Below are 15,651 nucleotides of genomic sequence, written 5' to 3'. Positions count from 1 at the left end.
CCCGGTCGCCGGTGTGTGGGGACACCGGATCCGTAGACCGGACCCTCCACCGGGTACGTACGGACGGTACCTGTCCGTGCCCCGTACCCGCTCCGTCGGGCATGCTGCCCCGCGGTCAGCGCTCGCTGTCCAGGTGGGCCATCTGGTCGGTGGGGTAGCGGTCACCGGCAGCGGCGTCGGCGGGGACGGCGCGCTCGATGGCGGCCAGATCGTCGGCGTCGAGGGCGACCTCCAGGGCGCCGAGTGCTTCGGTCAGCCGGTCGCGGCGGCGGGCGCCGACCAGGGGAACGATGTCCTCGCCGCGGGAGAGCACCCAGGCAATGGCGGTCTGCGCGACCGAAATGCCCTTCTGCTCGGCGATCTTGCGCAGTGCGTCCACCAGGTCGAGGTTGCGGTCGAGGTTGTCGCCCTGGAAGCGCGGGCTCATGCCGCGGAAGTCGTTCGCGGCGAGCTTGCGGTCCCGGCTGAAGTGGCCGCTGATCAGGCCGCGGGACAGTACGCCGTAGGCGGTGATGCCGATGCCCAGTTCGCGGGCGGTCGGCAGGATCGCCTCCTCGATACCGCGGGAGATGAGGGAGTACTCGATCTGGAGGTCGGAGATCGGGGCGGCGGCGGCGGCCCGGCGCAGGGTCTCCGCGCCGACCTCGGAGAGGCCGATGTGCCGGACGTGACCGGCCGCGACCAGCTCGGCGATGGCGCCGACGGTCTCCTCGATCGGGACACCCGGATCGACCCGGGCGATCCGGTAGATGTCGATGTGGTCGGTGCCCAGGCGCTGGAGGGAGTACGCGGCGAAGTTCTTCACCGCGTTCGGCCGGCCGTCATAGCCGGTGAAGCCGCCTTCGACCGTGCGCAGAGCGCCGAACTTGACGCTGATCTGCGCCTTTTCGCGGGCCGCCGCAGGAGCGGTGCGCAAAGCCTCGTTGATCAGCAGTTCGTTGTGGCCCATGCCGTAGAAGTCGCCGGTGTCGAGCAGGGTGATGCCCGCGTCGAGGGCGGCGTGAACGGTGGCAATGGACTCGCTGCGGTCGCTGTCGCCGTAGAGGGCGGACATGCCCATGCAGCCGAGGCCGAGGGCGGACGTCTGCGGGCCGGTGGTGCCCAGGGTGCGGGTCTGCACTGCGTGCTCCTGGAAGAGGGGAAGGGAGGAAGGGGGTGGGGGCGCGGGCAGGTCGCTGCCCTGCAATCACTATGACATGACGGCTGACAGATTTCAATAATTGTCAGTCGTCATGTGTCGAGTGCCGCGTCCCGCTCCCGTCGTTCCCGTCATCCCCGTCGTCCCCGCCCGGGCCCAGCCCCGCCCGGCCCAGGTCCGACCAGGTCCGACCAGGTCCGACCAGGTCAGCGCACGACGCGGGGCAGGCGCAGCGCGAGCGCCGTCGTGCCCGCGACGATCGCCAGTTGCGTCAGCAGGGCGGCGAGCATGGCGTCGCGGATGCCGAGGGACGGCATCAGGGCGAGGAAGAGAGTGCCGAGGGTGGCCACGCCCAGCGCGAGGCCGGACTGCTGGGTGGTGACCATGACGCCCCCGCCCACGCCTGCCTGCGCCACCGGCAGTTCGCTCAGCACGATGCGCATCAGCACCGGCAGCACCATGCCCTGCCCCAGGCCCAGGACGGCCATGCTCGACGCGAGTCCGGCCACCGATATCCCGGGCCAGCCCGTGTGCACGGTCAGTGCCAGGGCGATCAGGCCGGCGCCCTGGATCAGCGAACCGGCGATCACCACGCGCCGCCCGAACCGCATCACCAGCCGCGGACCGGCCAGCGAGGCGAAGAAGAACGTGACGCACAGCGGCGCCAGGGACAGCCCGGCCGCGAAGGGGCCGTAGTGCAGCCCGTTCTGGAGGGCGACGGCGACCACGAACATGAAGCCGCCGAAGCCCAGCGAGAACGGGATGATCATGGTGAGTCCGCTGTTCACGGAGGGGATGCGCAGCAGCGAGGGCGGGACGAGCGGGGTGCGTCCCGCACGCTCGGCCCGGCGCTCGACGAGCAGGAACGCGGCGGCGGCGAAGGGGAAGACGGCCAGCAGGACCCAGGACCACACGGGCCAGCCGGCCGCCCGGCCCTCGGTCAGCGGCAGCAGCAGGGTGATCAGGGTGGCGGCGAGCAGCGCGGTACCGGGGACGTCCACCCGGCTCGGGTGCGGCGACCGGGTTTCGGGGACCGTACGGGCGGCCAGCAGCCAGGCCGCGGCGGAGATCGGGACGTTCACCAGGAAGACCGCGCGCCAGCCGGTGCCCGCCAGGTCGGCGGAGACCAGCAGGCCGCCGAGCACCTGGCCGACGGCGCTGGCGACACCGGCCGTGCCCCCGTACAGGCTGACGGCCTTGGCGCGCCGCTTGCCCGTGGTCGTGGCCTGGATGGTGGCCAGCACCTGCGGCAGCAGCAGCGCCGCCGCGGCGCCCTGGGCGACCCGGGCGGCCACCAGCGTCCCGGAGTCCGGTGCGAGACCGCAGGCGAGCGAGGTGAGGCCGAAGGTGGCCAGGCCCCACAGGAACAGGCGACGGCGGCCGATCATGTCGCCGAGCCGGCCGCCGAGCACCAGCAGCATGGCGTAGGCGACGCCGTAACCGGCCACCACCATCTCCAGCATCGCGGGCCCCGCGTGCAGGTCGTGGTCGATGGTCGGCAGCGCGACATTGACGATAAAGAAGTCGATCATGGGCAGGGCCGCGCCCAGCAGCACGGTCAGCAGGCCGAGCGGGGTCAGCACGGTCGTGGCCGGGTGCCGCTGGACGGCGGGGCGGGGCGCGGCCGGTGCCGCTGGGACCCCCGGGGCCCCTGGGATCGCGGCATCCGCGAGGGTGGTCGGGGCTCCAGGGGGCGCAGCCGGGGCTTCCGTAGTGGTCATCTGTGCTCGGGTATCGCTCACTCACCCGACGATCGTCGACCGCTCAGGCTGGTACCAGAGTGTTCTTATCCTGGTACCGGTGCTACCTGGCAACCGGCTCCGGACTGCGGCACCCTGGAGCCATGACCGTGGACACGCCCCTGACGCAGACTGCCACAGGCCCTGATGGCGCCACCGCCGCGCGGCACACCACCGGCCCCCAGGGCGCCACCGGCCCACGGCACGCCACCACTCCGCGCGACGACGCCGCCCGCCGGGACGAGCTGGCCGCCTTTCTGCGCAGCCGCCGGGAGCGGATCACGCCCGAGCAGGTCGGGCTGCCGCGGGGCGCCCGCCGCCGTACCCCCGGACTGCGCCGGGAGGAGGTCGCGCACCTGGGCGCCGTCGGGGTCACCTGGTACACCTGGCTCGAACAGGCCCGGGACATCCACGTCTCGCCGCAGGTCCTGGATGCGGTCGCCCGTGCGCTGCTGCTCGACCGCGCCGAGCGCAGCCATCTGTTCGCGCTGGCCGGGGCGATCGACCCGACGCCGGGCACGGAGTGCACCGGCGTCACGCGCGAACTGCGGCAGATGCTGCGCCAGTTGGAGCCGTTCCCGGCCGTCCTCCAGAACAGCCGCTTCGACATCCTCGCCTACAACGCCACGTACGGCCGTCTGATGTGCGATCTCGATGCGCTGCCCGAAGAGGACCGCAACTGCCTGTGGCTGGCGTTCACCCACCCCGAGTGGCGGGCCAGCGTGGTCGACCTGGACGGCACGATGCGGGTGATGGCCGCCAAGTTCCGGGCGTCGATGGCCGAGCATGTCGCGGAGCCGGCCTGGAAGGCGCTGCTCGCGCGGCTGACGGAGGCGTCGTCCGAGTTCCGGGAGATCTGGGCACAGCATGAAGTCATCCGCCCGTTGAGCTCCGTCAAACTCTTCCGGCATCCCCGGGTGGGCGGGCTGCAGCTGTCCGCAACGAGCCTGTGGACGGGGCCCAACCCCGGTCCCAAGCTGCTGTCCTACACACCGGTCGACGAGGTGACCCGGGAGCGGCTGGAACAGCTGGCGGCGGAGGCGTCGCGGTCGGCCGAGTCGGCGCGGTCGGCGGAGTCGGCGGAATCCCCGGCGCTCGTCACGGTCTGACCTGAGGGGCATTGACCGCGCCTCCGGCCACTACGGTCGCGCATCCGCCCCGTACACGGCCGTGCGTCCGGGTCTTACGGCCGTGCGTCCGCCCCGACGCTCGTGCGCCGGCCCCTACGGCCTACGCCTACGTCCTACGGGCCGTGCGTCCGCCCCCTACGACTGTGCGTCCACCGCCCCCTACGGCCGCGCTTGCGCCGCCTGCTGCCCCCGTGCCTCGTCGTCGAACAGGGTCGCCGTACGGTCGGCCGTCGCCTTCGCCCACCGGCCCGTGGTCAGGGCACCGAGCAGCAGCACGGCCGCGCCGCAGCCGGCGATGATCCACCACGCCGGGCGGCCGGCCGCGACAAAGGCGTCCGCGGAGGCGGAGGCGTGGGCCCCGCCCGCCAGTACGGCGCCGATCACCGCGACGCCGAGCGACTGCCCGACCTGCCTGCTGGTGGAGGCGACGGCGGCGGCCACTCCTGCCTGGGTACGCGGCATACCGGACACCGCGGTGTTGGTGATCGGGGCGTTGACCAGGCCGAACCCGATGCCGAACAGGACATAGCCGGTGAACAGCAACGCGTTCGTCGCCTGGGCGTCGAAGGCCGCGAAGAGCAGCCCGCTCGCCCCCATCGCCGTCCCTGCGAGGAGCAGCGGCAGCCGGGGCCCCCGGTTGCCGACCAGCCGCCCCGATACCGGCGCGAAGATCAGCGTCATCCCGGCCATGGGGAGCATGTAGAGACCGGCGTCCAAAGCGGACAGACCACGGATGTTCTGCAGGTACAGCGTGTTGATGAAGAGGAAGCCGGCGAGCGCGGCAAAGGCGCACACCGCCACGATCGTGGCCCCGCTGAACGGCGCGCTGTGGAAGAACCGCAGGTCGATGAGGGGTTCACTACGGCGTCGCTCGTAGGCGATCAGACCGGCCAGGGACGCCAGCGCCACCAGCACGAGCACCAGGATCTCGGGGGACGTCCAGCCGGCGTCCGGGGCCTCGATGATCGCGTACGTCAGCGAGCCGAGCAGCGCGATCACCAGGAGCTGGCCGACCGGGTCGACGCGGCGCGGCTTGGGAGCGCGGGATTCCGGGACGTAGCGCAGGGTCAGGAAGAACGCCAGCGCCCCGATCGGGACGTTGATCCAGAAGATCGAGCGCCAGCCGACGCTCTGCACCAGCAGCCCGCCGATCACCGGCCCGGCCGCCATGCTGATGCCGACGACCCCGCCCCACGCCCCGATCGCGCGGGCCCGCTCCCGCGGGTCGGTGAAGGTGTTGGTGATGATCGACATGGCGACGGGGTTGAGCATCGAGCCGCCGACCGCCTGCACCATCCGGAAGACCACCAGCCACTCCAGGCCGGGCGCCAGGCTGCACAGCAGCGACCCGACCGCGAAGACCACCAGCCCCACCAGGAAGATCCGGCGCCGGCCGAGCCGGTCGGCGGTGGAACCTGACAGCATCAGCAGCGCCGCCAGGACCAGGGTGTAGGCGTCGATCGTCCACTGCATCCCGGCGACCGAGGCATGCAGCTCGTGCTGGATGGACGGCAGGGCGACATTGAGGATGGTGTTGTCGAGGCTGACGATCAGCAGGCTCATGCAGCAGATCGCCAGCACCAGCAGACGCCGTCGGCGGCTGAGATCGGGCATGGTTGAACGCTACAACGATCCTGGGTGCCCGGTCCCGGCAGGGCCGCTCCCGGTGTGCGGGACAATGGGAGATCGCGGTGGCCGGACCGCCGGTACGGCCGCGGCTCGCCCGTCCCGCCGAAGGAAGCCGAAGAAAGCCGAAGGTATTGCCGTCATGACTCTGCTGCAGATCGGTCCGCACGCGGTGCAGCCGCCCGTGGTCCTCGCGCCCATGGCCGGGATCACCAATGCCCCGTTCCGGACGCTGTGCCGGGAGTTCAGCGGCGGCAAGGGCCTGTTCGTCAGCGAGATGATCACGACGCGGGCGCTGGTCGAGCGCAACGAGAAGACCATGCAGCTGATCCACTTCGACGAGACCGAGAAGCCGCGCTCGATCCAGCTCTACGGCGTCGACCCGGACACCGTCGGCAAGGCCGCCCGCATGATCGCGGAAGAGGACCTTGCCGACCACATCGACCTGAACTTCGGCTGCCCGGTCCCGAAGGTGACCCGCAAGGGCGGCGGCTCGGCGCTGCCGTACAAGCGGAACCTGCTGCGCTCGATCCTGCGCGAGGCGGTGGCGAACGCGGGGGCCCTGCCGGTGACGATGAAGATGCGCAAGGGCATCGACGACGACCACATCACCTACCTGGACGCCGGACGGATCGCCGCCGAGGAGGGCATCACGGCGATCGCCCTGCACGGCCGGACCGCGGCCCAGCACTACGGCGGCACCGCCGACTGGGACGCCATCGCGCGCCTCAAGGAGCATGTCCCGGAGATCCCGGTGCTCGGCAACGGCGACATCTGGTCGGCCGACGACGCGCAGCGGATGATGCGGGAGACCGGCTGCGACGGAGTGGTCGTGGGGCGCGGGTGCCTGGGACGGCCCTGGCTGTTCGGCGATCTGGTCGCCGCCTTCGAGGGCACGGGTACCGGGGGCGACGCCTCCAGGGGGTACGCGCAGCCCACGCTCAAGGAGGTCGCCGCGGTGATGCTGCGGCACGCCACCCTGCTCGGCGAGTGGATCGGCGACGAGAAGCGCGGAGTCATCGACTTCCGTAAGCACGTCGCCTGGTACACCAAGGGCTTCTCCATCGGCTCCGAGATGCGCCGCAGCCTCGCGGTGACCTCCTCGCTCGACGAGCTGGACGCGCTGCTGGCGGAGCTGGACCTGGACCAGCCGTGGCCGGTGGGCGCGGACGGCCCGCGCGGCCGCGGCTCCGGCCGCAACCGCGTCGTCCTGCCGGACGGCTGGCTGGACGACCCCTACGACTGCGCGGGCGTGGACGCCGACGCGGAGCTGGACACCTCGGGCGGCTGAGGCGGCTCAGGCCGGACCCTGGTTCAACGCCCGGCACCTCCCCCATGTGGCGGAGGTGCCGGGCGCGCTGTCGTGCTGGAGGCCGACGCGTCCCCACTGCCGTGCGGTGCAATCTTGCCGAAGGCACTCACGCGGTGCTCCCTCGGCGCTCACGCGGTACTCCCGTGGCAGTCCCGCGGTGCCCACCGGGTCCTCACCGGCCGGACTTGACCCTGACGCTACGTCAGGCAGCAGCCTGAGTACGGCGCGCCTACGGCCGCCCGGAGGAATCGGTGAACCTCCGCCGGGCCCGTACGGGGGACGGGCCCGGCGGAGGCAGTGGCGCCGTTTCCCCCGGTACGGACAGGGGTGCTCGGAGGCACCCGGGGCGCGTCGGGCGTGTCGGCGAGCGGGCGGCTGCCGCCCGCCGCTACCGTTTGAGTCCGTATGGGCACTGGGTGTCACGGGCCTGGGTCAATGCCATGCCGGGCGAATGCGGACCGGGCGCATGCGGGCCGGGCGGAAGCCGAGGGAGCCGTTGTGGTGAGTGGGCACCGTTCCCCCGCGGACACGGAGAAGGCGGTCCAGGCCAAGCTCGCTGACGCCCCCGTCCCCGTCTGTCACGAGCGGATGGCCGCGGTGGCGAGCATCTATCGTGCCGCGGCCGCCGTGCGGCAGTACTTCGAGAACTCCGTGTTGCGCGACGCCGAGCTGACCTGGACCTCCTTCGTCGTGCTGTGGGTGGTCTGGATCTGGGGCGAGCGGGAGACCCGGCGGGTGGCCGAGGACGCGGGCATCTCCAAGGGCACGCTCACCGGCGTCGCCCGCACGCTCCAGGGTCGCGGCCTGCTGGAGCGCAAGAGCCACCCGGCCGACGGGCGGCTCGCCCTGCTCTCCCTGACCCCCGAGGGCGAGCGGCTGATGATCAGGGTCTTCCCGGAGTTTCACGCCGAGGAAGCCTTTGTCACCGAGACCCTGAGCGATGACGAGGCGCTGGACCTGGCGGACCTGCTGGGCCGGATCGTGCTGCAGGTCGAGACCCGGGGTGCCGGCCGGCGCCTGGAACTGCTGGACGGCCAGGACCCCCGGCCACGGCGGAGCGGACGCCGGGCCAAGGGGTAAAGGCGTGACAGGGAAGGCCGGGAACCACGGACCGAGAACTATGGCCTGATGTGACGCTCGGATCCGCCGACCGTAGCGGAGCAGGCGTGCGTCCGGCGGATGGCTTCGTGGAACAGGTCGTGGAGCGAGAGACTGAAGAGGGTCCAAATGATGGGACCGGGTCACACATGAGCGCGTGATTCTCGCCACCCCTGATAGGGGTTGCGCTCAGATGAGCACTGGCGATGGGACTCCACCTCTCCAATGGTGGCACCGGGTGCCATGCATCATGCGTTCGAGTGATTACGCCATTCGTTGCTCTGAGTAGCACATGGTCGCCATTTCGACTGCGTAGCGGAGTGATGCATTCAGGTAATGAAGTTACGCCCGAATGCATGATCACTTTCGATCCAGTGGCGGACGGCTGGTTACGCACGTATGTCGACCAAGTGGACGTACCCATGCGCCTTCGATCTGGGTATGTTCCTCGCCGTCAGGGCAGCCCGTCGGCGAGGAGTCAGTGCCGTGCCGGAAACGCAAGATCCCCACGTAACCCAGCCTTCGTCCGTGAAGTTCGTCTACGACTTCACCGAGGGCAACAAGGAGCTCAAGGACCTCCTCGGCGGCAAGGGTGCGAACCTCGCCGAGATGACCAACCTGGGACTTCCGGTCCCTCCCGGCTTCACGATCACCACCGAAGCCTGCAAGGTCTACCTCGACAGCGGCACCGAGCCCGCGGCACTGCGTGCCGAGGTCTCCGAGCACCTGGACGCCCTTGAGCAGCAGATGGGCAAGAAGCTCGGCCAGGCCGACGACCCGCTGCTCGTATCGGTCCGTTCCGGGGCGAAGTTCTCCATGCCCGGCATGATGGACACCGTCCTCAACATCGGCCTCTCCGATGCATCGGTTTCCGGCCTCGCCGCGCAGGCCGGTGACGAGCGGTTCGCGTGGGACTCCTACCGCCGCCTGATCCAGATGTTCGGCAAGACCGTGCTGGGCGTGGACGGCGAGCTCTTCGAGGAGGCGCTGGAGGAGGCCAAGCAGGCCAAGGGCGTCCGCGTCGACATCGAGCTCGACGCCGCCGACCTCAAGACCCTGGTCGCGCACTTCAAGGACATCGTGTCCAAGGAGACCGGCCGGGACTTCCCGCAGGAGCCCCGCGAGCAGATGGACCTCGCGGTGCGCGCGGTCTTCGACTCGTGGAACACCGACCGCGCCAAGCTCTACCGCCGCCAGGAGCGCATCCCCGGCGACCTCGGCACCGCGGTCAACGTCTGCTCCATGGTCTTCGGCAACCTCGGCCCCGACTCCGGCACCGGCGTCGCCTTCACCCGCGACCCCGCCAGCGGCCACCAGGGCGTCTACGGCGACTACCTGCAGAACGCGCAGGGCGAGGACGTCGTCGCCGGTATCCGCAACACCGTGCCGCTCGCCGACCTCGAGAACATCGACAAGGCGTCGTACGACGAGCTGATGCAGATCATGGAGACGCTCGAAACGCACTACAAGGACCTGTGCGACATCGAGTTCACCATCGAGCGCGGCAAGCTGTGGATGCTGCAGACCCGGGTCGGCAAGCGCACCGCCGGTGCCGCCTTCCGGATCGCCACCCAGCTCGTCGACCAGGGCCTGATCGACGAGGCCGAGGCCCTGCAGCGGGTCAACGGCGCGCAGCTGGCGCAGCTGATGTTCCCCCGCTTCGACCTCGGCGCGAAGTCCGAGACGATCGGCCGCGGTATCGCCGCCTCCCCGGGCGCGGCGGTCGGCAAGGCCGTCTTCGACTCGTACACCGCCGTCAAGTGGTCGCGCTCCGGCGAGAAGGTCATCCTGATCCGCCGCGAGACCAACCCCGACGACCTCAACGGCATGATCGCCGCCGAGGGCATCCTCACCTCCCGCGGCGGCAAGACCTCGCACGCCGCCGTCGTCGCCCGCGGCATGGGCAAGACCTGTGTCTGCGGCGCCGAGGAGCTGGAGGTCGACACCAAGTCCCGCCGGATGACGACCCAGGAGGGGACCGTCATCGAGGAGGGCGACGTCGTCTCCATCGACGGCTCCAGCGGCAAGGTCTACGCCGGCGAGGTGCCGGTCGTGCCGTCCCCGGTCGTGGAGTACTTCGAGGGCCGGATGCACGCCGGCGCCGAGGACGCCGACGAGCTGGTCAAGGCCGTCCACCGGATCATGGCCTACGCGGACCGGGTACGCCGGCTGCGCGTACGGGCCAACGCCGACAACGCCGAGGACGCCGCCCGCGCCCGCCGGTTCGGTGCCCAGGGCATCGGCCTGTGCCGTACCGAGCACATGTTCCTCGGTGAGCGCCGCGAGATGGTCGAGCGTCTGATCCTGGCCGACACCGAGACCGACCGGGACGCCGCGCTCAGCCAGCTGCTGCCGCTCCAGAAGGCCGACTTCATCGAGCTGTTCGAGTCGATGGACGGACTGCCGGTGACCGTCCGGCTGCTGGACCCGCCGCTGCACGAGTTCCTGCCCGACATCACCGAGCTGTCGGTCCGGGTCGCGCTCGCCGAGGCCCGCAAGGACGCCAACGAGAACGACCTGCGGCTGCTGCAGGCCGTGCACAAGCTCCACGAGCAGAACCCGATGCTGGGACTGCGCGGTGTGCGCCTCGGCCTGGTCATCCCCGGTCTGTTCGCGATGCAGGTGCGCGCGATCGCCGAGGCGGCCGCCGAGCGCAAGAACGCCAAGGGCGACCCGCGTGCGGAGATCATGATTCCGCTGGTGGGCACCGTCCAGGAGCTGGAGATCGTCCGCGACGAGGCCGAGCAGGTCATCGCCGAGGTCGAGAAGGCCCACGGCGTCAGCCTCAAGCTCACCCTCGGCACGATGATCGAGCTGCCCCGCGCCGCCCTCACGGCCGGACAGATCGCCGAGTCGGCCGACTTCTTCTCCTTCGGTACGAACGACCTCACGCAGACGGTCTGGGGCTTCAGCCGCGACGACGTCGAGGCCAGCTTCTTCACCGCGTACCTGGAGAAGGGCATCTTCGGCGTCAGCCCGTTCGAGACCATCGACAAGGACGGCGTGGGCGCCCTGGTCCGCAACGCCGCCGCGGCCGGCCGGGCCACCCGCCCCGACCTCAAGCTCGGGGTCTGCGGCGAGCACGGCGGTGACCCGGAGTCCGTCCACTTCTTCCACGAGGCCGGACTGGACTACGTCTCCTGCTCCCCGTTCCGCATCCCGGTCGCACGGCTGGAGGCGGGCCGCGCGGCCGCGGAGTCCAAGGGCAGCGACAGCCGCTGACCACACCGGGGGCAGTGAGCACCACTGCCCCCACCGGTCACCGTGGACGCCGAGTGCGCCCGCGGTGGCCTGAAAGACCCACCGGAGCCCGGCAGTACGGGCCCCTACCCTCAGCCGCCCGGCTGTCGGCTCCGGCACCCCAAGAGGGCGGCACCTGTGCGGAGGTGCCGCCCTCGGTCTTTATCCGCGGTCGCTCGCCTGCGGTGGCCTGCGGTATGGCCTCGGTGTCCTCGGTGTCCTCCGTGTCTCTGCGGCGTGGCGACGCAACGCCCCGGCGCTGCCGGGCAGTTGCGGGACGGCCGAAGAGCGGTCGCACGGCAGCCGAAAGCCGGTCGCGGGCCGGTCGGAACGTCCCGTTGGTTAGATCACAGAAAAACCTGCGGCAAAGAGGGCAACTGCCGGGTATTGCCCCGATTTACCCGCGGGGGGCGAGGGTGGGAGCACTCGTATCAAGTAATTTTTTCGTTGCTATTGGACCTTATATCGGTCATAAGATCCCAGGCGTCCCGCCGCCCGAGCGCCACGCCCACGCGGCGGATTCCCTTCTCTTTGACCAGGAAAAGGTCTCTAGTGAACCTTCGCCGTACCCTCGCGACCGCCGCCGTCGCCGCCGTGACCGCGCCTGCGGTCCTGCTCTCCGCGAGCGCCGCCTTCGCCGATGCCAAGGCCCCGGCGCAGACGCAGCAGAAGCCGACCTACGCGGAACTGAAGAAGACCGCCGACGAGGCGAAGAAGGCGTACGAGGACGCGGTTGCCGCCGAGAAGGCCGGCCGCGAGAAGATCAAGACCACCATGGAAGCCCTGGGCCAGGACTCCCACCCGCTCAGGGCGGCCTACCTCGCCGCGGACAAGGCGGCCAAGGCCGCTGCCGCCGACAAGACCGCCGCCGACAAGGCCGTCACGGACGCCAAGGCCGCGCTGGACGAGGCCAAGGACGAGGCCGGGAAGGCCAAGGCCCAGGAGGCGCTGAGCGCCGCCGAGGCGCAGGCCAGGACGGCCGCCGATGCCAAGACGAACGCGGACGCCAAGCGCAAGGCGACCAGGGATGCCTGGGACGATGCCCGGGTCGCGGCGTTCCGGGAGTGGAACAAGGTCCAGACCGCCTCGGCAGAGGCCCGCAAGGCCAAGGACGCGGCCGACAAGGCGCTCGCCGCTGCCGCCGACTGCGTACGCGTGCCGGGCCTGACCGTCCTCGCCAACCGCCTGCCCGCGAAGGTCGTCGCCGGGACCACGGTCGACTTCTCGTTCACCGTGGCCAACGCCACCGACCGCACGCTGACCGTGGGCCCGCTGGTGTTCTTCCGCCTGAACGCCAAGAACCAGGAACAGCACTTCATGAAGGTGCAGTGGGCCGGCGGTTCCGGCTGGCAGGAGCTGGACTCCCAGGACGACTTCCACGTCGCCCCCGTCAAGGACATGAAGCCGGGCGCCCGCACCGATGTGAAGATGCGGATGACCCTCGAAGCGGGTGCCCCGGCCCTCGATGCCTTCGCGCTCTTCGCGGGTGACGCCTCCGACGCGTACAACCCGTGTGTCCTCGGCCCCATGAAGCGCTACGACTTCAAGGTGCTGCCGGCCGGCAGCAAGCCCGGCACGGTCGGCGAGGCGAAGCCCGGCAAGGTCGAGGACAAGGACCGCCCGAAGCCGAAGTCGAAGCCGGCCGCGCAGACCGCGTCCTCCGCGTCCGCGGGCTCCACCGCCTCCGCCCAGCCGGCGTCGGAATCCAACGGCGGCAGCCTCGCCACGACGGGTGCGTCGCCCGCCGTGCCGCAGCTCGCCCTCGTCGGCGGCGGTGCTGTGCTGCTCGGCACCGGGGTGGTCTTCGCCGTACGCCGTCAGCGCGGGGCCCGGGGCACCAACTGACCAAGGGGACCCGCTGATTTTCGCAGGTCAGATATAACGAGGGCGGCACCTGTGCGGAGGTGCCGCCCTCGCTCTTTCCGGACTCCCCCCTCGGGAGCTGCCGTCACCCCGGTCGGCGCGGGGTGCGGCCTTCAGCGGGGCTGGCGAGCGGCCGGGTGGTTGCTCATCACCCCCCACGGGATCGAGCAATCCGGTCCGTTCGCACCGCCGCTGAATTGAGTACAAGCTTTCCTCCACCCGGCCCGGTGGCGCGACCACTTTCAAGTCTGGCCAAAAGGGCATGGTGACCGCACGTGTTGGCGTGCATACTCAGGCGTGCCGGGGGCCGACAGAGGAAACCAGAGGTGGGGGTTTCGGTGTTACGCGTCCATTTCAGTGGACTCGATCTGGCCCGTGTGCGCATTGCGGCACGCCCGGACGCACTGTGGGAGACCGTCTTAAGCTTTCATCGGCTGCGCGACCGACGGGACGATTCGTCGTTCGGCAAATGGCGATCGGAAACGCGCGGAAGGTTGAATGGCGAAGCGCGTCTGCTGGCGCCGCTCGTGCCCACCCGCGGATATTTTCCCGATTTCCTGACGCCCGCCGAAGGGCTCCTCGGCATGACCGACGCGCTCGCCGCGCTGCGCGAGACGCCGGCCGTCCGGCTGCAGGAGGAACTGGCCCGGCTCTCCACGGCCACCCGCCCGCTGCCGTCGTGGATACGGGCGATGGCCGAGGGCGACACCCGTGCCCTCGGCCGGCTCGCCGGGATCCTCCAGCGCTATTACGAGGCGGCCGTCGCCCCGTACTGGCCGCGCGTCCAGGGCCGTATCGAGGCCGACCGGGCCGCCCGTGGCAGGGCGCTGCTCGACGGCGGCGCGGACCGGCTGCTCGCCTCGCTCCCGCCGATGATGCGCTGGCGCTCGCCCGTACTGGAGGCCGACTATCCGGTGGACCGCGATCTCCACCTCGGCGGCCGGGGGCTGTTGCTGCTGCCGTCGTACTTCTGCCGCCGCACCCCGGTCACCTTCCACAACACGGACCTGACGCCCGTGCTGGTCTACCCCGTGGAACACCAGACGCCGCGGCTCACCCCGCCGGTCCCGCCGGAACGTTCCCTCGGCCGGCTCGTCGGGCAGACCCGCTCCGCGATACTCCAGGGCATCGGCGTCGGCTGCACCACCAGCGAACTCGCCCGCCGTGCCGATGTCTCACTGGCCTCCGCCAGTCAGCATGCGACGGTGCTCCGCGACGCCGGCCTGCTGGTCACCCTGCGGCAGGGCAACGCGGTGCTGCACACCCTCACTCCGCTGGGGGCGGCCCTGCTGCGCGGTGCGCGTCCGGCGGAAGCGGCGGCGTACGAACGGCTGGGGTGAGCGGGGCCGGGTACGCCGGCGGGCGCGTGAGGTACGCCGTGCCGCGCGCCCGGGGCGCCGTGCCGTCCTGCCGGGCGGCCCTGCGGTCCTGTCGGCGGCCCTGTGGTCCTCCCGGGCGGCGCTGCCGCCCCTCGGGTGCATCCTGAGGGGCGGCAGATGCGCAAGGCCCGCGATCAGTAGGGACGGTCGCCCGCGATGGCGACCCGTTCGGCGACCCGGCGATGCGTCCCGTAGTCGTTCACCGCATAGTGCTGGGTGGCACGGTTGTCCCAGAACGCGAGGTCCCCCGCCTGCCAGCGCCACCGCACCTGAAACTCCGGCACCTGCGCCTGCTGGAACAACACGCGCAACAGCCGGTCGCTCTCCGCCTCGGCCAGACCCACGATCCGGGTGGTGAAGGAGGCGTTGACGAACAGCATCCGCCGCCCGGTCTCCGGGTGTCTGCGCACCACCGGATGCTCGACCGGCGGGAACTCCTCCTGAAATGGCGCCAGTTGAACGGCGGAGTAGAAGCGCGCGAAACCCGGGAGATAGTCGTGCACCGCCCGCGCCCCATTGGCCTGCGCCCGGATTTCCGGAGGCAAATTGTCGTATGCCGCGGCCATATCGGCCCACATCGTGTCTCCGCCCGCGGGCGGCACCTCCCGCAGTTGCAACACCGCACCCAGGGCCGGACGTTCGCGGAACGTGACATCCGTGTGCCATACGTTCTCGAACGTCGGGACCCCGCCGGCCGCCTTGTCGAACCGCACCACATCCTTCGCATCGCCCCGCGCCAGCAACGGGTTGGTCTCCAGCTCACCCCAATTGCGAGCGAATTCACGCTGCGCCGCGGAGCTCAGATGCTGCCCGCGGAAGAACAGCACCTTCCACTCCAGCAACGCCCGGTTCAACTCCACGCGCAGGCCGCCGGACAGCGGGCGGGACAGGTCCAGCCCACGGATTTCGGCCCCGATGGTGGCCGCCTGCGGCACGACCTCGAAGCGCTCGTACGGCCGGTCCTCCCAGCCGTCGGGAGTGCGGCGCAGGACGCGGTGCCCTTCGTACAGGCCGTCGGCGGGGATGCGATGGGGGCGCAGGACGGGGGTGGTCACGGGGGCGAGGGAAGCCGCGGAATCGGCGAGCGTCGTCAACTGATCCTCCTGAACGAGAGAAGGGGAGAAGG

At 70.8% G+C, this 15,651-nt stretch carries 10 protein-coding genes; 6 read left to right on the top strand and 4 right to left on the bottom strand.

Annotated elements, in window-relative coordinates; genetic code table 11:
- Positions 1–115: 115 nt before the first annotated feature.
- Both ABR737_RS15845 and ABR737_RS15840 read right to left on the bottom strand, forming a co-directional pair.
- Positions 116–1,120, bottom strand: coding sequence for an aldo/keto reductase (locus tag ABR737_RS15845; RefSeq protein WP_350250823.1), 1,005 nt, complete (start codon positions 1,118–1,120; stop codon positions 116–118).
- A gap of 224 nt (positions 1,121–1,344) precedes the next feature.
- Positions 1,345–2,859 carry an MFS transporter gene (locus ABR737_RS15840; RefSeq protein WP_350250822.1) on the bottom strand — a complete coding sequence of 505 codons (1,515 nt, stop codon included), beginning with the start codon at positions 2,857–2,859 and terminating at the stop codon, positions 1,345–1,347.
- Between the two features lie 122 nt (positions 2,860–2,981).
- Here ABR737_RS15840 and ABR737_RS15835 point away from each other — a divergent pair, with 122 nt between their 5' ends.
- Positions 2,982–3,986, top strand: coding sequence for a helix-turn-helix transcriptional regulator (locus ABR737_RS15835; protein ID WP_350250821.1), 1,005 nt, complete (start codon positions 2,982–2,984; stop codon positions 3,984–3,986).
- A gap of 180 nt (positions 3,987–4,166) precedes the next feature.
- Here ABR737_RS15835 and ABR737_RS15830 read toward each other — a convergent pair whose 3' ends face one another.
- Positions 4,167–5,621 (bottom strand): MFS transporter, encoded by a 1,455-nt coding sequence (locus ABR737_RS15830; protein WP_350250820.1) that lies wholly within the window; start codon positions 5,619–5,621, stop codon positions 4,167–4,169.
- 154 nt (positions 5,622–5,775) lie between these two features.
- Between ABR737_RS15830 and dusB the strand changes: the two genes are divergently transcribed.
- The 5 genes from dusB to ABR737_RS15805 all read left to right on the top strand — a co-directional run bounded on the left by dusB (position 5,776) and on the right by ABR737_RS15805 (position 14,486).
- Positions 5,776–6,924, top strand: a complete 1,149-nt coding sequence (gene dusB, locus ABR737_RS15825; RefSeq protein WP_350250819.1) for a tRNA dihydrouridine synthase DusB — start codon at positions 5,776–5,778, stop codon at positions 6,922–6,924.
- 522 nt (positions 6,925–7,446) lie between these two features.
- Positions 7,447–8,025 carry a MarR family winged helix-turn-helix transcriptional regulator gene (locus ABR737_RS15820; RefSeq protein WP_350250818.1) on the top strand — a complete coding sequence of 193 codons (579 nt, stop codon included), beginning with the start codon at positions 7,447–7,449 and terminating at the stop codon, positions 8,023–8,025.
- 459 nt (positions 8,026–8,484) lie between these two features.
- The gene (gene ppdK, locus ABR737_RS15815) at positions 8,485–11,265 is read left to right on the top strand and encodes a pyruvate, phosphate dikinase (protein ID WP_350250817.1); all 2,781 of its coding nucleotides are present in this window, start codon (positions 8,485–8,487) and stop codon (positions 11,263–11,265) included.
- Positions 11,266–11,835: 570 nt separating this feature from the next.
- Positions 11,836–13,128, top strand: a complete 1,293-nt coding sequence (locus tag ABR737_RS15810; RefSeq protein WP_350250816.1) for a hypothetical protein — start codon at positions 11,836–11,838, stop codon at positions 13,126–13,128.
- 512 nt (positions 13,129–13,640) lie between these two features.
- Positions 13,641–14,486 (top strand): ArsR/SmtB family transcription factor, encoded by an 846-nt coding sequence (locus ABR737_RS15805; RefSeq protein ID WP_350250815.1) that lies wholly within the window; start codon positions 13,641–13,643, stop codon positions 14,484–14,486.
- 173 nt (positions 14,487–14,659) lie between these two features.
- On the opposite strand, the gene ABR737_RS15800 is transcribed toward ABR737_RS15805, so the two are convergent.
- A complete protein-coding gene (locus tag ABR737_RS15800) occupies positions 14,660–15,619 on the bottom strand; it encodes a TauD/TfdA dioxygenase family protein (RefSeq protein WP_350250814.1) in 960 nt (319 codons plus the stop codon).
- Positions 15,620–15,651: the final 32 nt, after the last annotated feature.

The sequence above is a fragment of the Streptomyces sp. Edi2 genome, assembly GCF_040253635.1.
Classification (GTDB): Bacteria; Actinomycetota; Actinomycetes; order Streptomycetales; family Streptomycetaceae; genus Streptomyces.
Note: the sequence above shows the minus strand (reverse complement) of the source record. Positions and strands in the feature narration are given on the sequence as shown.